14 protein-coding genes are annotated in these 19779 nt (G+C 67.9%); 8 read left to right on the forward strand and 6 right to left on the reverse strand.

What is annotated here, in order from left to right; genetic code table 11:
• Positions 1 to 23 precede the first annotated feature (23 nt).
• The 5 genes from Ssi02_RS08310 to leuE all read right to left on the reverse strand — a co-directional run bounded on the left by Ssi02_RS08310 (position 24) and on the right by leuE (position 4417).
• Positions 24 to 569 carry a DUF998 domain-containing protein gene (locus Ssi02_RS08310; protein WP_204022890.1) on the reverse strand — a complete coding sequence of 182 codons (546 nt, stop codon included), beginning with the start codon at positions 567 to 569 and terminating at the stop codon, positions 24 to 26.
• On the reverse strand, positions 566 to 1915 hold the full coding sequence (locus Ssi02_RS08315) for a glycosyltransferase (protein WP_204022892.1): 1350 nt from the start codon (positions 1913 to 1915) through the stop codon (positions 566 to 568). The genes Ssi02_RS08310 and Ssi02_RS08315 overlap by 4 nt, the downstream gene beginning before the upstream one ends.
• A gap of 74 nt (positions 1916 to 1989) precedes the next feature.
• Complete coding sequence (locus tag Ssi02_RS08320; protein ID WP_204022893.1) at positions 1990 to 2646, reverse strand: DedA family protein; 657 nt, start codon at positions 2644 to 2646, stop codon at positions 1990 to 1992.
• A gap of 313 nt (positions 2647 to 2959) precedes the next feature.
• Positions 2960 to 3616 carry a VC0807 family protein gene (locus tag Ssi02_RS08325; protein ID WP_204022894.1) on the reverse strand — a complete coding sequence of 219 codons (657 nt, stop codon included), beginning with the start codon at positions 3614 to 3616 and terminating at the stop codon, positions 2960 to 2962.
• 132 nt (positions 3617 to 3748) lie between these two features.
• Positions 3749 to 4417, reverse strand: coding sequence for a leucine efflux protein LeuE (gene leuE, locus Ssi02_RS08330; protein ID WP_204022895.1), 669 nt, complete (start codon positions 4415 to 4417; stop codon positions 3749 to 3751).
• Positions 4418 to 4660: 243 nt separating this feature from the next.
• Between leuE and Ssi02_RS08335 the strand changes: the two genes are divergently transcribed.
• The 8 genes from Ssi02_RS08335 (at position 4661) to Ssi02_RS08370 (ending at position 18151) form a co-directional block, all read left to right on the forward strand.
• Complete coding sequence (locus tag Ssi02_RS08335; protein ID WP_204022897.1) at positions 4661 to 6064, forward strand: selenium-binding protein SBP56-related protein; 1404 nt, start codon at positions 4661 to 4663, stop codon at positions 6062 to 6064.
• A complete protein-coding gene (locus Ssi02_RS08340; protein ID WP_373870100.1) occupies positions 6061 to 6657 on the forward strand; it encodes a hypothetical protein in 597 nt (198 codons plus the stop codon). The genes Ssi02_RS08335 and Ssi02_RS08340 overlap by 4 nt, the downstream gene beginning before the upstream one ends.
• 191 nt (positions 6658 to 6848) lie before the next feature.
• Positions 6849 to 8054, forward strand: a complete 1206-nt coding sequence (locus tag Ssi02_RS08345; protein WP_239128704.1) for a YeiH family protein — start codon at positions 6849 to 6851, stop codon at positions 8052 to 8054.
• Positions 8055 to 8792: 738 nt separating this feature from the next.
• Positions 8793 to 11054: a glycosyl hydrolase family 18 protein gene (locus Ssi02_RS08350; RefSeq protein WP_204022899.1), complete on the forward strand. Its 2262-nt coding sequence runs from the start codon at positions 8793 to 8795 to the stop codon at positions 11052 to 11054.
• Positions 11055 to 11241: 187 nt separating this feature from the next.
• Positions 11242 to 13098: a cellulose binding domain-containing protein gene (locus Ssi02_RS08355; protein ID WP_204022901.1), complete on the forward strand. Its 1857-nt coding sequence runs from the start codon at positions 11242 to 11244 to the stop codon at positions 13096 to 13098.
• A gap of 17 nt (positions 13099 to 13115) precedes the next feature.
• Complete coding sequence (locus tag Ssi02_RS38590; RefSeq protein ID WP_239128705.1) at positions 13116 to 14645, forward strand: cellulose binding domain-containing protein; 1530 nt, start codon at positions 13116 to 13118, stop codon at positions 14643 to 14645.
• 179 nt (positions 14646 to 14824) lie between these two features.
• On the forward strand, positions 14825 to 16609 hold the full coding sequence (locus Ssi02_RS08365; protein WP_239128706.1) for a chitinase: 1785 nt from the start codon (positions 14825 to 14827) through the stop codon (positions 16607 to 16609).
• A gap of 177 nt (positions 16610 to 16786) precedes the next feature.
• The gene (locus tag Ssi02_RS08370) at positions 16787 to 18151 is read left to right on the forward strand and encodes a putative hexosyltransferase (protein ID WP_204022903.1); all 1365 of its coding nucleotides are present in this window, start codon (positions 16787 to 16789) and stop codon (positions 18149 to 18151) included.
• Here Ssi02_RS08370 and Ssi02_RS08375 read toward each other — a convergent pair.
• Positions 18148 to 19188 carry an AI-2E family transporter gene (locus tag Ssi02_RS08375; RefSeq protein ID WP_204022905.1) on the reverse strand — a complete coding sequence of 347 codons (1041 nt, stop codon included), beginning with the start codon at positions 19186 to 19188 and terminating at the stop codon, positions 18148 to 18150. The genes Ssi02_RS08370 and Ssi02_RS08375 overlap by 4 nt on opposite strands.
• Positions 19189 to 19779 lie beyond the last annotated feature (591 nt).

Consider the following 19779-nt stretch of genomic DNA (forward strand, 5'->3'; position numbering starts at 1 on the left):
TCCTAAAAGCCGGTCGCCGGCCCTTATTGCTGATCGAACCCGTGCAGTGAAGGGCGGGCCAGGGAGTTCAGGGGGCGGGTGTCGTGGTGGTTCTCTGGGGCCGGCTGGGCAGGGGGGCGGAAGACCGCGAAGGCCATGAGGGGCACCAGCACGAGTTCCACCACGACCAGGGCCCGCTCCAGCAGGTCCATCGGCGCCGTGCCGACCAGCAGGTCGGACAGCACCGAGCCGGGGCGGGCGGCCAGCATGACGGCCAGGAGCAGCACCGCCGACACGCTCGCGGCGCGCAGCACCCACCACAGCATGTGGGGGGCGCGCCCGCGGGCGAGCATCCAGGCGGCGCACGGCAGGCCGGTGACGACCAGCGCGGTGGCCCACGGGTGGATCTCCGTGCCGGGGCCGGGGCCCTCGGGGAAGATGACGGCGAGCACCAGGCCGGCCGCGACCGCCACGAGCAGCACCCGGCTGGCGGCGCCGCGCACGGGTTCCGACAGCGCGAGGCGGTAGGCGACGGCCAGGCAGCCCCCCGCAAGCACCAGACTGCCGACCGCATAGGCCAGGTCGATCACCGATCCACCTCCGCGTAGATCTCTTCGAAACGGCTCAATGTCACGTGTTCCCCGTAACCGGCCGCCAATTCGAAACTACGTTGTCCTAGGGCCTCGAGCGCGTCCGGCGCGTCAAGCAGATTCGCCAGATGACGCCCCAGCACCCGCACGTCGCCGGGGGCATAGAGGTGGCCGTTCTCCCCGTCGTGCACCAGATGCGACAGAGCGGGCAAGTCGGCGGCCACGACGGGCAGGCCAGACGCCATCGCCTCCAGGGTCGCGCTGGTGCGCAAGCCCGACGACCCGGGCATGGCGAACACGTTGGCCGTCGCGTAGACCTGCGGCATCGACCGCTCGGGCACGAACCCAAGGAGATGCACCCGGTCGCCGAGCCCGAGCCGCTCCGCCAGCCGCTCCAGCGCCCCCCTGCGCCTGCCGGAGCCGACGATCGCGAGCTGCGCGTCGGTCTCCTTCAGGAGGTACGGCAAAGCCCGGATGAGCTCGTCCACCCGCTTGTCCTCATGCAGCCGCCCCACGAACAGCACGGTGTCGCGGTCGGGCAGGCCGAAGCGGTTCCGCGCCCACGCGCGGGGTTCGAGGCGCGGGCGGAACCTCATCAGGTCGACCCCCGGTGAGACCGTCTCGACCCACCGCCCGAACGCGCGCCCCGGCAGCACCCCCTGCACGCCGGAGGCGGGGGTGGTGATGACGTCGGCCCGGTCGAAGACCCGCGCGAGGTCCTGCCACATCAGGCTGCGCAGGCGTGTGCGCAGCCCGCCCGCCGGGAGCGCGGTGTGCAGCACGGGGTCGGGGATGACGTGGTTGGTGGCCACCACCGGCACGTTGCGCCGGCGCGCGGCGGCGATGGCGGCCCTGCCCACGACGAGGTGCCCGTGCACGTGGACGACGTCCGGCGCGAGGCCGGCGACGAGACGGTCGAGGCGCACCGGCAGCGCGACGCGCTTCCCGACGGGGGCGGGTGCCGACTTGAGGCGGTAGACGACGACGCCGTCCATCATCTCGACGCGGCTGCGCCCGTCGGCCGACTGGCAGACGACGTGGACCTCGTTGCCGCGGGCGGACAGCCCGGCGGCGAGGCGGTGGACGACGTGGGCGGTGCCGTTCTCGTCCGGCGGGTAGGTGTCGGCGGCGATCAGGACGCGCCGCCGCCGTGTCGTCACGACCGGGTCCGCCAGGGGCGATCCCTGCGGGGGGATGAACGTGATGGCGGCGGGCGCGGGGGCGAGTGCGCCCCGCGCGCTCGCGGCGGCGGTGGGTGTGCCGGCGGTGTCGAGCGTGGGATCGGCCTGCCCGTCACGGGGCCCGTCGCGGTCGATCGCGGGAGCTTCGGCGAGAGAGATGACCATACGGTGCTCCGTTGCTCTGCTGACGATCACAGGTCCAGCGTCTCCCCCGGCGGCCGGAAGGGCCATAGGGGATTTCACTGAGATCCACCGGAGTTCGACGCGACAGGCTCCGGGGATTCGACGGAGGGGGCGAGGGCGGCGGCGCGCTTCTTGCGGTAGTGGCGCACGACCTCGGTCACCACCGCGACGGTCACCGCGATGCCGAGGCCCAGCAGCAGTCCCTTGATCGGGTCGCTCTTGAAGGCCATGCCGCCGAAGAAGCCGATGAGGCCCGAGTAGACGCCCCAGCTCACCGCGGCGATCGCGTCGTAGAACGCGAAGGCGCGGCGCGGGTAGCCGCAGGCGCCCATGGTCAGCGTGGTGGCGGTGCGGCCGCCGGGGATGTATCGCGCGATGACCAGTACGGTGCCGCCACGTTCGGCGAGGGCCTGTTCGGCCCAGGTGAACGCGGCGGCGGCCTTGCCCTTGGCTCTGGCGCGCAGGCGTGTGCCGGAGGTGCGGCCGAGGAAGTAGGAGAAGTGGTCACCGCAGAAGGCGCCGAGCGAGGCGACGGCGATGACCAGGAAGAGGTTGGGGGTCCCGGTCGCGGCGAACACACCGGCCGTGATGACCGCGGTCTCGCCGGGGACCACCGGGAAGAAGCCGTCGATGAAGGCGACCGCGAACAGCGCGACGTAGACCCACGGTGAGGTCATGACCTCACGCAGCAGGTCGATGATGGCATCGGACATGATCGGCGAACTCCGGTCGTCGAGGCTTCTGGGACGGATCCGGTGGTGCCGTCCAGGCGAACGCCCAGTAGCCTGCCGCCCGGAGCCGAGCGGGGACATCCGGGAAGTCCCCGGAAAAGGCCCCGGGGGACTCCCCCAGGGCCTTTTCCGGGTTGATCCCCGTTCCCCCGAAATAACGGTATGGCTGTAGAAGCAGGCGACACATCGCACCTATGGCCGATCTACCCCCAACCTTAGTTAGAGGGTGACGCCCTACCAGAGGCGGAGAGAGAAGGTCCGGAACTCCCGGTTCGGGGCGCCCTGATCCCGTGGATCAGGCGGTCAGCTCCGCGGGGCGGGTGCGGCTCTCGGCGTGGAGGCGGCGCAGCACCCGGCGGAACGCGTAGATCGAGAAGGTTATCGCCAGTCCGCTGATGACCGCGACCGCGCCGGTGCGCACCAGCAGGTAGGACGAGCCCAGCGAGGCCTCGAGCAGGAGCCAGATGCTCACGGCGGAGTTGGCGAGCAGCACGAACCCCCAGAGCAGCGTGATGCGCGCGAAGAAGCGGCGCATCCGCTCGTTCCTCAGCACCGCGGCGGGCAGGTGGATGTAGTCGAGCGTGAGCTTCTCGACAAGCGGGCGGCGCAGCCGTACCGAAGCCAGGAAGGCGAAGCTGATCACAACGGTGCCGAGCTCGGACGGCAGGAAGAAGCCCACGCCGCTGCCCGTCCACAGGCCGAGGACCGCGCGGGCGGTGATCGCCAGCGCGGCGAGGAACATCGTGGCGGGCACGGGCTGCCGCCGGATCCACCGGTAGACGATGCCGCCGTAGACCCAGGTGACCGCAGCCATGATCGCCCCCGTCTCGCCGAGCAGCGTCAATGCGGCGTAGAACACCGCAAGGGGGGCGACCACTGCCTCAAGGATGCGGGGTGCCGCGGTTTTCGCGAGCACGGTCAGCCTGGGCAGGGTGATGGGGGCGTTGGTCATGGCTCTCCGTAAGGGGGTCGGCCGCTTCGGCCCGGCAAGGCGCCAGCTAACGCTACCTGACCCCGAGATCCAACTGTGACATAACGACTAGATGATCTACCTGCTTATATGCCTATATATACGTACTCCTCGTTATCCCAGCGTTGCTGTAGCGAGCTTCGCGCCGAAGCCCACGAACAACGCTCCGGCCCCGCTGCTGAGGCCCGCCGACAGCTTGCGCCGCCGCCTGAACTGCGCCGCGAGGTAGGTGCCGCTGAAGATCAGCATGGTCAGGTAAAGCACGCTGAACACCTGGAGGATCACGCCGAGGATGAGGAAGGACAGCGCCGGCGCGGTGTAGGCGGGGTCGACGAACTGGCTGAAGACCGCCACGAAGAACAGGATGGCCTTCGGGTTGACCAGGCTGATCACCATGGCCCGGCGGAACGGGTTCGTGACCACGTCTTCTGCCCGAGGCGCAGTCTCCGCCTGAGGCGAGCTCCCGGTCGCGGCGGGCGAGCGCCACGCCTTCCAGGCCGAGCGGATGAGCTGCACCCCGATCCAGATCAAGTAGCCGCCTCCGGCGTACTTCAGGATGGTGAACAGCGCCGGGTTGGCCTTGAGCACCGACGCGAGCCCGGCGGCCGACAGGAACATCAGCACTATGTCGCCGATGAACACCCCGGCGGCGGCGCGGTAACCCGCGGCGACCCCGCGCTGGGCGGCGGTGGCGAGAACGAGCAGGGAGTTCGGGCCGGGAAGCAGGATGATGAAGAAGGCGGCGAGGACGTAGGCCCAGATGTCGGTGATACCGAAGAACATGGGGGTGTTGCTCCAGCTAGGAAAGGTAGTGACATAACGCTACCTGCCTGGAGCAACACCTTCATCAACGTTTCCCGCGATATATCGCCTGATGGTGGGGTTTGGCGGCGAAACGTCCCTCCGTACGCCTGCTGATAGCCGAGCGCCCGTTCACGGCAAAGGTCCATATGCATAAGCGGCATGATCGCGACACGCGCTCTTTCCTATTGACTGGCTAGGAAATAGCGGAAGATGCTGGAACCCATGAGCCTGTGGAAGCCCGATCCCACGTTCTATCCCACGCCCCGCGATGCCGCGGCGGCCCCTGCCGAGAAGCTCGCCTACGTCGCGGCCTTCGATCGGTCGGCCAGCCGGCCCGATGCGATAGCCGTACTCGACACCGATCCCGACTCGCCCGCCTACGGCACGGTGGTGGGATGGACGGACCTGCCCTTCGTGGGCGATGAACTCCATCACTTCGGGTGGAACGCGTGCAGCAGCGCGCTCTGCCCCAACGCCCCGCACCCGCACGTCGAGCGGCGCTACCTCATCGTGCCCGGCCTGCGCTCCTCGCGCATCTACGTGCTCGACACCAAGGACGTCGTCAGCCCGCAGGTGGTCAAGGTCATCGAGGGGGAGGAGCTGGCCAAACGGGCGGGCTACTCACGACCGCACACCGTGCACTGCGGTCCCGAGGGCCTTTACGTCTCGGCGCTCGGCGGCGCCAACGGCGAGGACGGGCCCGGCGGGATCGCCCTGCTCGACCACACCACCTTCGAGGTGCTCGGTCAGTGGGAGCACGACCGCGGGTCGCAATATCTCGCCTACGACTTCTGGTGGCACATCAACCACGACGTGCTCGTGACCTCCGAGTGGGGCACCCCGTCCATGGTCGAGGACGGTGTGGTCGGTGAGCTGCTGCTCGGTAGGAAGTACGGTCACCGGCTGCATTTCTGGGACCTAAGAAAGCGGCGTCACGTGCAGGAGGTCGACCTCGGCGATCAATATCAGATGCCGCTGGAGCTGCGTCCCGCCCACGATCCCACCAAGACCTACGGGTTCGTCGGCGTGGTCACCAGCGTCGAGGACCTTTCGGCCTCGATCTGGGTGTGGCACAAGGACGGCAAGCAGTGGGCCGTGCGCAAGGTCGTGGACATCCCGGCCGAACCCGCCCCGGCCGAGAAGCTGCCGCCGATCCTGCAGCCGTTCGGCGCGGTGCCGCCGCTGGTGACCGACATCGACCTGTCGGTCGACGACTCCACCCTTTACGTTTCCTGCTGGGGCACCGGCGAGCTGAAGCGCTTCGACGTGACCGACCCCTTCAATCCGGTGGAGACCGGGTCACTGCGCATCGGCGGCATCGTCGGCCGGGCCGAGCACCCCGCCGCCCCCGGTGTGCCGCTGGCCGGGGGACCGCAGATGGTCGAGGTGAGCCGGGACGGCAGGCGCGTCTACGTCAGCAACTCGCTCTACGGGTCGTGGGACGATCAGTTCTACCCCGACGGGGTGGGCGCCTGGCTGGCGAAGATCGACAGTGACCCGGCGGGTGGAACGTTCTCCTTTGACGAGCGTTTCTTCCCGAACGGGGATGACTTCCGGGGGTTGCGCCCGCACCAGACCCGTTTGCAGGGCGGGGACGCCTCCTCCGACTCCTACTGCTTCCCGTGACGCTCACGGCTGTGCTCCTGCTCGGGGCATTCCACGGCCTCAACCCCGCGATGGGGTGGTTGTTCGCCGTCGCCAGGGGGCTGCAGGAGCGCAGCCGTGACCGGCTCCTGCAGTCGCTTCCGGTCATCGCCGCCGGCCACCTCGGCTCGGTGGCCCTCGTCGCGCTCGTCGTCGGGGCAACCGGGTCGCTGATCACCGGTCGCGCGTTGCCCATCGTGGCCGGGGTGGTGCTGGTCGGGTTCGGCCTGTGGCGGTTGTTGTCGTCCCGGCACTTCCGCTGGGTCGGCATGAACCTGTCGCTTCCGCAACTCGCCGCGTGGTCCTTCCTCATGTCCTCGGCACATGGGGCGGGGCTCATGCTGCTGCCGGTCTTCACCGCCGCCCACACGGGTCACGCCGGGCACGCGATGTCCGGCGGGCTCGGGGTCGCCGCCCTGCACACGCTCGCGATGTTCGTGGTCGCTGGGGTCATAGCGGTGATCGTGTACGAGGTCGCGGGTGTGACGATCCTGCGGCGGGCGTGGTTCAACCTGGACCGCATGTGGGCGGTGGCGCTGGTCGCGGCGGGGGTGTTCACTCTGGTTCAGACGTAATCCGCCGCAGGGCTTTACCGGTAATCCCTACTTGTTTACTATGAATTCGCGTCCGGTCCGGTAAGGGGTGGTGTGATGGGCGACAACCGTGCACGTGCCTTCCGGATCAGTGAGGACTGGGTCGCGACCGTCGTCGGACTCGTCCTGCTGGTCCTGGTCATCCTGGGTGTGATCCCGCCAGGGATCATCCCGTGACGACCGCCGACCGGAACACCGGACGCGATCCTGCGGCTGGCGCCGTGGCCCACACGGGCTCCGACCTCGGCTCCGAAGCAGGTGCCCGCTCCGACACCGGCGTCGGGGCCGAGGAGCGGAGTGGTGGGGGAGCGGTCTTCACGACGCTCGGCGTCGTGGTGGTGCTGCTCCTCGCCGCCGCGACCCGATCCCTCGAACAGACCGTCCCGGAGGTCTTCGAGGGCACCGCCCTCGAAGACCTCGCCGCCGCCGTCGAATATCCCGTCTACGCCATCGTTCTCGGCCTGCTCGGCAACGCGCTGCTCACCGCGACGGGGCTGAGGGAGCGGCTCGCGGGCGGCTTCCGCACCGAGTTCTTCATCAAGACCGGCCTCGTGCTGCTTGGCGCCTCCATCAATCTGAGCGTCATCGCCACCGCCGCGGGTCCCGCCGTCCTCCAGGGCGCCGTGCTGATCAGCTCGGTCTTCCTGTTCACCTGGTGGCTGGGCGGGAGATTCGGGCTCCCCGACAAACTGCGCGCCCTGCTGTCGGCCGCCGTCGCGGTCTGCGGGGTCAGCGCGGCCATCGCGGCGGCGGGAGCCGTACAGGCCAAACGCGAGCAGCTCGCCTACAGCGCGAGCCTGGTGATCGTCTTCGCGCTGCCGTCCATCTTCCTGCTGCCGTGGCTCGCCACCGCGTTCGGGCTCAGCCCGGAGGTCGCGGGGGCGTGGATCGGCGGCAACATCGACACGACGGCCGCCGTCACCGCGGCCGGGGCGCTCGTCGGCGAGGACAGCCTGCAGGTCGCGAGCATCGTGAAGGTCACCCAGAACGCCCTGATGGGTGTGGTGGCCATCGCGCTCACCGCCTACTTCGCCTTCCGCATCGAGCGCGACCCGGCGGCGGGCCGTCCCCGCCTCGCCGACTTGTGGCACAGGTTCCCCAAGTTCGTGCTGGGCTTCGTCGCCGCGTCGATCATCGCGACCTGGTATCTCTCCACGGTCGCCGCCGCCGAGGGCAAGGCGGTCATCGGCGTGGCCAACGACCTGCGGGTCTGGTTCTTCATCCTGGCCTTCGTGAGCATCGGCCTTGAGTTCCGGGTCTCGTCGCTGCGTGAGGCGGGGTGGCGGCCCGTCGTGGTGTTCGCCGCGGCCACGGTGGTCAACCTGGTGCTCGCGCTGGGGCTGGCGCTTCTGCTCTTCAGCGGCTTCTCGGTCGCCTGACACCGGTTCCGGGTACGGCTCGCGCGCCTTGTGCGCGGTGCGCGAGCCGTACCCGGTTTGTCGTGTCGGCGGGTTGTCGTCTCGGCCGGGTGTTGTGTCGGCGGGTTGTGTCGGCGGGTGTGCCGGCATGTACGTCTTCTGAGGCGGCACCTTTCTCCTTCTGCGGGGCATGGTGCGCGTACGGCGCAGCCCGCGCTTGGCGAGGGCCGGGGCGACCGATCATGCGGGCTTCGCCGTACGGCGTGGCGGGTCGTGGCCCGACGCCTTGGGCGCAGTGGCGGTGGCCCGTGTGGAAGGGGTTCTTACCCCCGGAAACAGCCGTCCCGGACCTCCGGTTCGGGACGGCTGTTTCTATTCCTAAGGCGTGGTTAATCCTGACTTAATGTCTACTCGGCCCTATGCCCGTTTTGGGCCTTGTGGTGCAGCTTTGTCAAAGCTACGATCGCCACAACTCTTAGGAAACTTTCCTAAAAGTTGAGGAAAGCAGGAGTGCCGATGGCCCGGTCTCCTCCCTGAAAGCACATATCCACCTGCGGAAACACCTGTTGTTCTCCGCCTGACCAATGCGCCTGATCCTCCGTGTCAACGTACGACACGTTCACCCCCCGTGAGCCTTCTTCCTCCGGTCACGAGCCGGAACACGAGGCCGCCCCCGGCCGAGTAAGGCCGCTGTCAGCCTCCGCCGGCCGTCAGCGCGCGAAGAGCGCTCAATGATTCCCCCCCCAGCCGGGAGTGATCATGCGACGCAAATGGCCGTTACTTGTCCTCACCACAGCAGCCAGCCTCCTCCTCACCCTCCTCGTCCCCGGCGCCGCCTTCGCAGCCGCCCCGACCGCCACGTTCACCAAGCAGGGTGACTGGGGCAGCGGCTGGCAAGGCAGCTACACGATCCGCAACAACGGCACCGCGCCGATGACGAGCTGGAAGGTCGAGTTCGACCTCCCGGCCCCCATCGCGGTCGGCTCCTTCTGGGACGCGAGCCTCACCCGGGCGGGTCAGCACTTCACCTTCTCCAATCTGAGCTGGAACGGCACAATCGCTCCCGGGGGGAGCGTGAGCTTCGGCTTCCTCGGTCAGCCGGGCGGGACGGCTGCCGAACCGCAGAACTGCAAGCTCAACGGGGCGCCCTGCGGCGGCGACATCACCCCGCCGAGTGCGCCGAGCGGACTGCGATCCATCTCCCAGACCTCCACCTCGCTCCAGCTGGCCTGGAACCCCTCCGCCGACGACGTCGCGGTGAAGGACTACCGCGTCTTCCGGAGCGGCGTCCTGGTGGCGACGATTTCCGCGCCCACCACCACGGCGACGGTCACCGGCCTCAACGCGTCGACGAGCTACACCTTCACCGTCTCGGCCCGGGACACCAGCGACAACGAGTCGGCCCAGTCGTCGGCGCTCACCACGAGGACCGAACCGCCGGACATCGTGGTGCCGAGCACACCGGCGAATCTCCGCGTCACCGGCACCTCCGGCAGCACCATCAGCCTGGCCTGGAACGCGTCGACCGACAACAGCGGTCAGATCAAGGACTACCGGGTCTACGAGGGCACGACCATCGTCGCGACGGTGGCTGGCACCTCGACCATCACCACGATCACCGGGCTTCAGCCGAACAGCCCGCACACGTATACGGTGACGGCACGCGACGACGCGAACAACGAGTCGGCCAAGAGCTCTCCGGTCACCGGTACCACCGGGCCTCCCGACCCCATCCCCGCCGTCAAGGTCGGATATTTCGTGCAGTGGGGTATTTATGGTCGCGGCTACACCATCAAGAACCTCGACACCACCGGCGCGGCGGCCAAACTCACCCACGTCAACTACGCCTTCGGCAACCTGCACCCCACTCAGCACACCTGCCTGCAAGGCGTCACGCGCGGCACCTCACCCAACCCCAACGACCCGAACCAGGGCGACGGCGCGGGTGACGCGGAAGCCGACTACCAGCGTGTCTTCGGCGCCGAGACCTCCGTGGACGGCGTCGGCGACACCTGGAACCAGCCGCTCGCCGGCAACTTCAACCAGATCAAGAAACTGAAGGCCAAGCACCCGCACCTGAAGTTCCTGATCTCCCTCGGCGGCTGGACCTACTCCAAGTACTTCTCCGACGCGGCCTCCACCCCCGCCAAACGCCAGGCGCTCGTGCGCTCCTGCCTCGACATCTACATCAAGGGCAACCTGCCCGTGGTGAACGGCCGAGGCGGCGCCGGCGCGGCGGCCGGGGTGTTCGACGGCATCGACATGGACTGGGAGTGGCCCAACGCCGAAGGGCACCCGGGCAACCACATCAGCCCGGCCGACAAGAACAACCTCACCCTGCTTCTGCAGGAGTTCCGCACCCAGCTCGACGCGCTTGGCGCCGCCAACGGCAAGGACTACCTGCTGACGGCGTTCACCCCCGCCGACCCGGTCAAGATCGACGCCGGATGGGACATCTCCCGGATCTTCGACTACCTGGACTTCGCCAACATCCAGGGCTACGACTTCCACGGCTCGGGCAGCGACAACAGCTGGGAGCCGAACCGCACGGGCCACCAGGCCAACCTCTACCTGGACCCCGACAGCCCCTACACCACCGATTTCAGTGTCGACAAGGCGGTCATGCACTACCTCAACGCCGGGGTCAACCCGAAGAAACTCACCATCGGGCTCGCCTTCTACGGCAGAGGCTGGCAACAGGTGGCCGCGGGCGGCAGGAACGGCGAATGGCAGACGGCGGGCGGCGCCGCACCCGGCGACTTCCCCGAGGAGGCCGGCATCCGGGGCTACAAGAACATCGCCACCGCCGTGCCGGGCTGCACCGTACAGCACGACACCGTCGCCATTGCGACGTACTGCTATACGGGCAACGGGGGGCAGTGGTGGTCGTTCGACGACGCCTGGTCGATCCAGAAGAAGACCGAATACATCAAGGCGAAAGGCCTGCTCGGCGGCATGATCTGGGAGATGACCGGAGACACCGGCGTCCTCATGACGGCCCTCGACAACGGCCTTCGCTGATCTGAGCCAGGGCCGGCGCGGAACCTCTCGCCGCGCCCGCCCCGCCGTACGGCCGGCCAAGCCCCGCCGAGGTCACGGGCCTCGGCGCGCATCCCCCGGCCGGCCGTACGGCACCCCTCCACGCGCTCATGCCAGGTCCGCGTGGTCTGCCGCACATGTTCAAATTCCGTACTCAGATGAGGTACGCATGAGATTTGTTCGGTTCGTCGTTGCCGCGATCTTCGCGGCGGCGTCCCTCGTCGTCATGACGGCGCCCGCCCAGGCCGCCTCCGTCACGGCGACCTTCACCAAGCCCTCCGACTGGGGTTCCGGCTTCGAGGGCAGATACACGATCAAGAACGGCACAGCCGCCGCCATCACCTCCTGGAAGGTGGAGTTCGACCTCCCGGCGGGCCACTCGGTGACCTCGCACTGGGACGCCACCGTCACCAGGACCGGCCAGCACGTCACCTTCACCAACCTCGGCTGGAACGGCAACATCCCGGCCGGCGGCACCCTGACCTTCGGATTCCTCGGCACGCCCGGCGGAGCCGGCGCCGTGCCGCAGAACTGCAAGATCAACGGCGCCGACTGCGGCGGCGTGAACGAGCAGGTGCCCGGCAAGCCCGGCACCCCGACCTTCCAGCCGGCGGGGACCACCCCCGTGGACTTCATCCTCAACTGGACGGCCTCCAGCGGCACCGTCACCGGCTACAAGGTCTACGAAGGCACCGGCACCACCCCCATCGCCACCGTGAACGGCACCGCCACCACCGCCAGGATCTCGCTGCAGGCCTGCGGCACCTACGAGATCAGGGTGAAGGGCTTCAACTCCGCCGGCGAGTCGGTCGCGAGCGACCCCGTGACCATCCAGACCATCGGCTGCCTCGGCCCGCCCAAGATGCCGACGGACCTCACCTCCACGTCGACGAGCAACAGCATCACCCTGAACTGGAAGCACGCCAACAGCAACGGCCCGCTGACCGGCTACAAGGTCTACGAGGGCAACGTCGTCAAGGCGACCGTCGGGCGGACGGCCACCACCGCGACGATCTCCGGCCTCGGCACCTGCGAGTCCCACGACTACGTCCTCAAGGCGTACAACGAAGTCGGCGAGTCCGGTCCGGTCACCATCACCGCCAAGACCGCCGGCTGCCCGGACAACCCGCTTCCGCGTAACTTCATCACCGGCTACTGGCAGAACTTCACCAACCCGACCACGCCGCTGAAGCTCAGCCAGGTGCCCGACGACTACGACCTCATCGCCATCGCGTTCGCCGACGCCACGCCCACCCCCGGGCGCGTCGAGTTCAAGCTCGACCCGGCGCTGTCCACCGCGCTCGGCGGATATACCGACGCTCAGTTCCGGGCCGACGTGAAGGCCCAGCAGGCCAAGGGCAACAAGGTCATCATCTCGGTCGGCGGCGAGCTCGGCCGGGTCCGCGTCGCCAGCGCCGGTGAGGCGACCGCCTTCACCGACAGCGTGTGGGCGATCATGCAGGACTACGGCTTCGACGGCATCGACATCGACCTGGAGAACGGCCTCAACGCGACCTACATGGGCCAGGCCCTGAAGGCGCTGCGGACCAAGGCCGGACCGAGCCTGATCATCACGATGGCGCCGCAGACCATCGACATGCAGAGCACCGGCATGGAGTACTTCAAGCTCGCGCTCGACATCAAGGACATCCTCACCGTCGTCCACATGCAGTTCTACAACTCGGGCGGCATGCTCGGCTGCGACCAGGCTCAGGCCTACAGCCAGGGCACGCTCAACTTCCTCACCGCCCTGGCCTGCATCCAGCTTGAGAACGGACTCCGGCCCGACCAGGTCGCCCTCGGCGTCCCGGCCGGACCCGGCGCGGCGGGCGGCGGCGTCATCAACCCGTCCATGGTCAACAACGCTCTCGACTGTCTCGCCAAGCGCACCAATTGCGGAACCTTCGTGCCGCCGCGCGCCTACCCGGGCATCCGTGGCGCCATGACCTGGTCCATCAACTGGGACGCACAGCACAACTGGCAGTTCTCGCGCACCGTCAAACCGCACCTCGCAACACTCCCTTAGTGAGTTGGTGAGCGCCCATGCGTAACTTACGGATCCTCTTCGCACTGCTACTGGCCACCGCCGGCGTACTCGTCGCGACGACTCCCGCCTACGCGGCCAACGTGACCGCGGCCTTCACCAAGGTCGGGCAATGGGGCTCGGCCTTCGAAGGCCGATATACCGTCAAGAACGAAACGCCGGCTCCGATCACGAGCTGGAAGGTCGAATTCGACCTGCCCGCGGGGGGCAACGTCAGTTCCGCATGGGACGCTGTGCTCACGCGCAGCGGCACGCACTTCACCTTCACCAACGTCGGGTGGAACGGCACCGTGGCTCCCGGAGCCACGGTGAGTTTCGGGTTCATCGCCTCACCCGGCAGTGCCGTACCTCTCAACTGCCGGGTCAACGACCGCAATTGCGACGGCGGCGACGGACCCGGCACACCGGTCAACTTCCGGGTCACCGGCAGCACCGAGACCGGCATCTCGCTGGCCTGGGACGCCGCCGCCGGTGCCCCGACCGGATATCGCGTTTATGAGGGCACCACGGTGAAATGGACGGGCCCCGGCACGTCCACCACCATCGGCGGACTCGGCACCTGCGAGTCGCACACATATGTCGTCAAGGCGTACAACGCGCAAGGTGAGTCGAACGCCAGCGCCGCGGTCACCGGGTCCACCATCGGATGCCCGCAGGGGCAGGGCAAGGCCGCGCCGTACCTCTTCCTCGGGTGGGGCAACCCGCCGTCGCCGGCGACGGTCATGAACGCCACCGGCATCAAGCACTTCACGATGGCCTTCATCCTCGCGCAGAACGGCTGCAACCCGGCGTGGGACAGCCAGCGTCCGCTGCTCGGCGGCGCCGACCAGGCCGCGATCAACCAGATCCGCGCCGCGGGCGGCGATGTCGTGCCGTCGATCGGCGGCTGGAGCGGCAACAAGCTCGGGCCGAACTGCGCGACACCGCAACTGCTCGCCGGTGCCTACCAGCGTGTCATCGACGCCTACAACCTCACATCGATCGACGTCGACATCGAGAACACCGACGAGTTCGAGAACGCGGTCGTGCAGGACCGTGTCCTCAACGCCCTGAAGATCGTCAAGCAGAACAACCCCGGCATCAAGACGATCCTCACCTTCGGGACGACGAGGACCGGCCCCAACCCCTGGGGCATCCGCCTCATCAACCAGGCGGCGGCGCTCCAGGCCGGCATCGACGTGTTCACGATCATGCCGTTCGACTTCGGCAGCTCGAACGTGCGGCAGGACACCATCAACGCCTCCGAATCACTCAAGGCCGCGCTGAAGACCGCCTTCGGCTGGACGGACGCACAGGCGTACAGCCACATGGGCATCTCCGGCATGAACGGCCTGTCCGACCAGCAGGAGATGACCTCGACCGCCGACTGGACCGCGATCCGCGACTGGGCCAAGGCCCGCGGCCTCGCCCGGCTCGCCTTCTGGGCGGTCAACCGCGACCGCCCCTGCCCCGGCGGCGGCGTGACCTCGACCTGCAGCGGGATCGCCCAGCCCGACTGGGAGTTCACCCGCATCAGCGCCGGCTTCTAACCCCTCCCACCTAAACGTGTACGGCTCACGCCCGGCCGGCCTACGGGCGTGAGCCGCACGCCGCGAGGTCCTTGTCAACCGCCCGGCCCCTCGGGGCCGGCCTGAGAAAAATAGATCCGCTTCTCTCTCCCGACCGGAGACGCAGGGGTTCGTCTCCGGGCTCCCAAGTGAGGAACAGCGTGAAAATTCCACGAATAGCCGCAGCCCTTGCGCTCGCGGTCGGTATGACCGCCCTCAGCGCCACTCCGGCCCTCGCCGCCAACATCGCCGCGAACTCCGGTTTCGAAAACGGGCTCACCGGATGGACCTGCGGGGCGACCGCCAAAACCGTGAGCACCCCCGTGCACGCCGGGACCGCCGCCCTGGAGGCCACCGCCCAGGGCGGCGACTTCGCCCGCTGCTCGCAGACCGTCACCGTGCAGCCGAACACCGCCTACACGCTCGCGGCCCGCCTGCGCGGAAGTTATGTGTTCGTCGGCGTGAACGGCAACGGCGTCACCGACCGCAACACCTGGGTCTCCTCGCCGGGCGCCTACCAGCAGGCGTCACTGGCCTTCACCACCGGAGCGGCAACCACAAGCGTGACGATCTACGTCAACACGTGGTACGGCCAAGGCACCTACAACGCCGACGACGTCACCCTCGACGGCCCGGCAGGCCAGGACCAGCCGCCGCCCGCACCGGCGCGGCCCACCGTGACCTCCGACGTCGTGGATGTCAAACTCTCCTGGAACGCCGTCGCCGGGGCGACCGGCTATTACGTCTACCGGGGCGGCGCCAAGGTCGCGACGGTCACCGGCACGACCTACACCGCGACCGGGCTGACGATCGGCACGCCGTACACCTTCGAGGTCAGCGCCTTCAACGCGGCGGGGGAGTCCCCGAAGAGCCAGTCGGTCACCGCCACCCCGAGGAACAATGACCCGCGTCCGCCAGGCCCGCTGCCCAAGCGGGTGCTCGTCGGATATCTGCACGCGTCCTTCGCCAACGGCTCCGGATATCTGAGGATGCGTGACGTGCCCAGCGAATGGGACGTCATCAACCTCGCCTTCGGCGAACCCACCAGCGTCACCTCCGGCGACATCCGCTTCTCGCAGTGCCCCGCCGCCGAATGCCCCAACGTCGAGCCCGAGGCCGAATTCATCGCCGGCATCCGCGAGAAGCAGGCCCAGGGCAAGAAGGTGCTCATCTCGATCGGCGGCCAGAACGGCCAGGTCCAGCTCACCAGCACCGCGGCCCGCGACAAGTTCGTGCAGTCGGTGTCGGCCATTATCGACAAGTACGGCCTCGACGGGCTCGACATCGACTTCGAGGGCCACTCGCTCTACCTTGAGCCGAGCGACACCGACTTCAGGAACCCCACGACGCCCGTCATCACCAACCTGATCGCGGCGATCCGCACCCTGAAGGCGCGCTACGGGCAGAACTTCGTGCTCACCATGGCCCCCGAGACGTTCTTCGTGCAGCTCGGCTACCAGTTCTACGGCCCCGGCCCGAACGGCGCGGCCGACCGCAGGGCCGCTTCCTACCTGCCCGTCATTCACGCCCTGCGCGACGATCTGACGCTGCTTCACGTGCAGGATTACAACTCCGGGCCCATCAAGGGGCTCGACGACCAGTTCCACACCATGGGCACCCACGACTTCCACGTGGCCATGACCGACATGCTGCTGGCCGGATTCCCCATCATGGGCAACTCGGCCAACGTCTTCCCGCCGCTGCAGCAGAACCAGGTCGCCATCGGACTTCCCGCCGCTCCGTGGGCGGGCAACGGGTTCACCACCGTGGCCGAGGTGCAGAAGGCGTTCGACTGCCTGTCGAAGGGCACCAACTGCGGGCCTTACCGTCCGCGCGGCGTCTACCCCGATCTGCGGGGGCTGATGACGTGGTCCATCAACTGGGATAAGTACAACAACTTTGAGTTCTCCCGGCAGCACCGGGCCTACCTCAACGCTCTTCCCTAGGTCCGCGCTCCTGCGTCCAGGGTGTCGTGCCCGCCCCGCCGATGTCTTCGGCGGGACGGGTGTCGATAACGTCCGGTCACATGGTTGTCGCGCACCGTTATGGAAACTGTGAGTGGCGGTCCAGTTTCGCTGCTTGAGTGGAAGCTCGGCGTGAGGTCCGGCAGGCTAGGGCGCGCCATGGACTACGCAATCCAAACGGGGCTCATCCTCGTCACAGGTGTCGTGCTCGCCCTAGTCGCCCAATGGCGAGGCTGGAGGCCCTCCCTCCTGACCGCCCTCGCCGTCGGCATAGGCTTCAGGGTCGCCATCATGCTCTTCTCGGCGGACGACACCTGGCAGCCGGTCGACTTCGTGGAGAGCTTCAAACCCGCAGGAGAGGCGGTCCTCAACCGTCAGGACCCCGTCCTCGACACCGACTCCCGGTGGCATTTCCTGCCCACCATTCCCTACGTCTACGCGCTGCTGCTCTGGCTCGGAATCCCCTGGGAGATCGGCGGACGGCTCGTCACGGTGGTCGCCGACATCGTGCTGATCCCGCTGGTCGGCAAACTCGCCGGCGGGCGCACCGCGTCGCTGCGCGCCTTCCAATACGCCTGCAATCCGCTGGCCCTGCTTGTCGCCTCCGTTCACGGCCAGGTCGAACCCGTAGCGCTTGTATTCGGCGTGGCGGCCTTCGTAGTCGCCCGCGGGCCGGGTGACCCCGAGCGCCGCGGCATCACCATGGAACCCCGCGAAGCGTTCCAGCACCTGCGAAGCGGCCTCACGGCGTACGGCGCGGCCGGATTCCTGCGCCGCGCCGTCACCCCGCTCCCCACCGAGCGGCCCGACCTGCGCCGCGCGCTCTACGCCGGTCTGCTCATGGGCCTTGCCTTGTGTGCGAAGAGCTGGCCGATCTGGCTTATCCCCGGGATGCTTCTCCTGCTGCCCGGGTTGCGCAGCCGCGCCGTCGCCTTCGTCGCCACCGGCATCGCGCCCGTCTTCTTCCTCGTCACCCTGCCGATCTTCGCGGGCACGTCGTTCAGCCGGTTCCCCGAGCTCATCAAGGAGCTCCGCTATATCCGCCCCATCGTCGGCGACTGGGGATGGGCCGCCACTGTGGTCGGCGGCAATTGGGAGCTCAGGCCCGATCTTGTCGGCTTCGGCACCTACTTGATCTACGGCACGATCCTGCTCGTGACCTTCTTCTGGCGGCGTGCCGACCCCGTCGACCTGACGACGGCCATCCTGCTGGCCTTCATGATCGTCACCCCCCGCCTCGGCGCGCAGTATCTGATGTGGTTCATGCCGTTCCTGGTGGCCCGCCCCACCCGCTTCGCGTGGCCCGTGATTCTCGGCACCTCCTTGTGGGCGGCGGCGGGATACATGTATCTCACCCAGTTCGACACTGACACCTGGTGGGAACTCCACTCGATCTGGGCGCGGGCCAGCATTGTGCTGCTTCCTGTCCTTGCCTTCGCGCTCCCCTGGGAACGGCGCAAGCCCAAGCAGACTCCCCCCGACCCAGGCACCCCGCTTGAGCCGGTCGGCACCAAGCGCGACTAAGGACCACCTCCGACAGGTTTAGGCTCCTCCGCGGAGATCAGGGCCGCCACCCAGCCCGCGGAGGGGTCGCTGTCGACCAGCAGGGCACGCACGAACAAACTCAGCGGAATCGCCAGGATCGCCCCGAGCGGCCCCAGCACGAAGGTCCACGTGATCAGCGACAGCAGTGTCACCGTGGTGGAGAGTCCCACGGCGTCGCCCAGGAACTTCGGCAGAATCAACGACTGGATCACCACGTTGATCATGCAGTAGGCGAGCACCACCAGCAGCATCTCCTGGAAGCCGCCCTCAAGCAGCCCCAGCATCGCCGGCGGCACCAGCCCGATGACGAAACCGATGTTGGGGATGTAGATGGTGATGAAGGCGAGCACGCCCCACAAAAGCGGCAGCGGAATCCCGAGCACTACCAGCGCCACCACGTCCAGCAGTGCCGTGAGCAGCCCGAAGACGGTGGAGACCAGCAGATAGCGCCGCGTCTTCCGGCTGAACTCCGTCAGCGCCCGCGCTAGATGCGGCCGCTCCCGCGCCCCCGACGCCACCACCCGCGACGTCACCGGTGCGTCGAGACACATGGCCAGCAACAGGACCACGATGAGGAAGAGGCTCGACGCCACCCCGAGCAGACCCGCCAGCAATCCTTGGACCAGTTCGAAGACCTTCGCCGGGTCGAACGACGCGATTGCCTTGTCGACCTGTTCCTTGTTGATCCCGAACCGCCCAGCGAACCCCTGGACGTCCGCCACCAGTCCCCGGAACTTCCCGGCATAGCGCGGCGCCAGCGTCGCGAGCTGCGCGATGGAGACGGTCAGCACGGCCGCCATCCCGAGCAGCACCGACACGACGGTGAGCAGCGGCACCGCCACCTGCACCCACTTCGGAGCCCCACGCCGCGTCAGCCACCCCCGCAGAGGCGCCACGGCGATCACCAACACCAACGCGAGCACCACGGGTCCGGCGATCGAACCGACCGCCCGCAACCCGGCCAATGTGATCACCGCTCCGGCCAACCCGAGCAGCACGATCACCGTCCGGGGCATTGCTCTCTCCGCCACCCCGGTGGTCCTACCCGCTCGAAAAGGAAATCGTCCTTTTTCCGCTCCGGTGGGCTTACCGGTCTCGTGGGACGAGTGGGGTGTTAATGGCTGGTGTGATGTGAGGGTTATATGGGACTGGAGGGAATGCCTCTCTTGAGACGCCGGTACGGCACAGCAGGTGAGCGGCCGTGTTCGAGGCCTGGCGTCACGTGCTCCGGCGGTCCGGCGGGGGCGCGGTCGGCCGGCGGTGCCGTGATTTGACGACGTAGGAGGGTGAACGTAGTCTTCTCCAAGCCCGAGGGCGCGAGAGATCGCTTGCGCCACGGGAACCCCAAGATCCACTCCACGTGCCGGGCATATCCATGCCCTCACCGAAGCCCGTTTTGACGCAAAGCGGGTGGGGGAGTAAGTTTGAAGGGTTGCTCTGGAGACAGGGCGGGTCGAAATTCCCACCTCGATCCCAACCGAGAGTCAAACGGCAGGAAACACGCCGATTTGACGCCGGAAGGGAAAGCGGAAAGAATAGAGACACAGCAGCAAAACGAAATGAAAACGCCCCGGAAAACGGAAATAGAAATTCCTGACTACGGTGGA

Origin of the sequence: Sinosporangium siamense (assembly GCF_016863435.1) — a bacterium.
Classification (GTDB): Bacteria; Actinomycetota; Actinomycetes; order Streptosporangiales; family Streptosporangiaceae; genus Sinosporangium; species Sinosporangium siamense.

What these genes read in the sequence shown, in the direction of transcription:
- Ssi02_RS38590 (WP_239128705.1), top strand. Translation starts at nt 13,116, where the DNA reads ATGCGTAACTTACGGATCCTCTTCGCACTGCTACTGGCCACCGCCGGC.
- Ssi02_RS08370 (WP_204022903.1), top strand. Translation starts at nt 16,787, where the DNA reads ATGGACTACGCAATCCAAACGGGGCTCATCCTCGTCACAGGTGTCGTG.
- leuE (WP_204022895.1), bottom strand. Translation starts at nt 4,417, where the DNA reads ATGTTCTTCGGTATCACCGACATCTGGGCCTACGTCCTCGCCGCCTTC.
- Ssi02_RS08315 (WP_204022892.1), bottom strand. Translation starts at nt 1,915, where the DNA reads ATGGTCATCTCTCTCGCCGAAGCTCCCGCGATCGACCGCGACGGGCCC.
- Ssi02_RS08355 (WP_204022901.1), top strand. Translation starts at nt 11,242, where the DNA reads ATGAGATTTGTTCGGTTCGTCGTTGCCGCGATCTTCGCGGCGGCGTCC.
- Ssi02_RS08320 (WP_204022893.1), bottom strand. Translation starts at nt 2,646, where the DNA reads ATGTCCGATGCCATCATCGACCTGCTGCGTGAGGTCATGACCTCACCG.
- Ssi02_RS08325 (WP_204022894.1), bottom strand. Translation starts at nt 3,616, where the DNA reads ATGACCAACGCCCCCATCACCCTGCCCAGGCTGACCGTGCTCGCGAAA.
- Ssi02_RS08350 (WP_204022899.1), top strand. Translation starts at nt 8,793, where the DNA reads ATGCGACGCAAATGGCCGTTACTTGTCCTCACCACAGCAGCCAGCCTC.
- Ssi02_RS08335 (WP_204022897.1), top strand. Translation starts at nt 4,661, where the DNA reads ATGAGCCTGTGGAAGCCCGATCCCACGTTCTATCCCACGCCCCGCGAT.
- Ssi02_RS08375 (WP_204022905.1), bottom strand. Translation starts at nt 19,188, where the DNA reads ATGCCCCGGACGGTGATCGTGCTGCTCGGGTTGGCCGGAGCGGTGATC.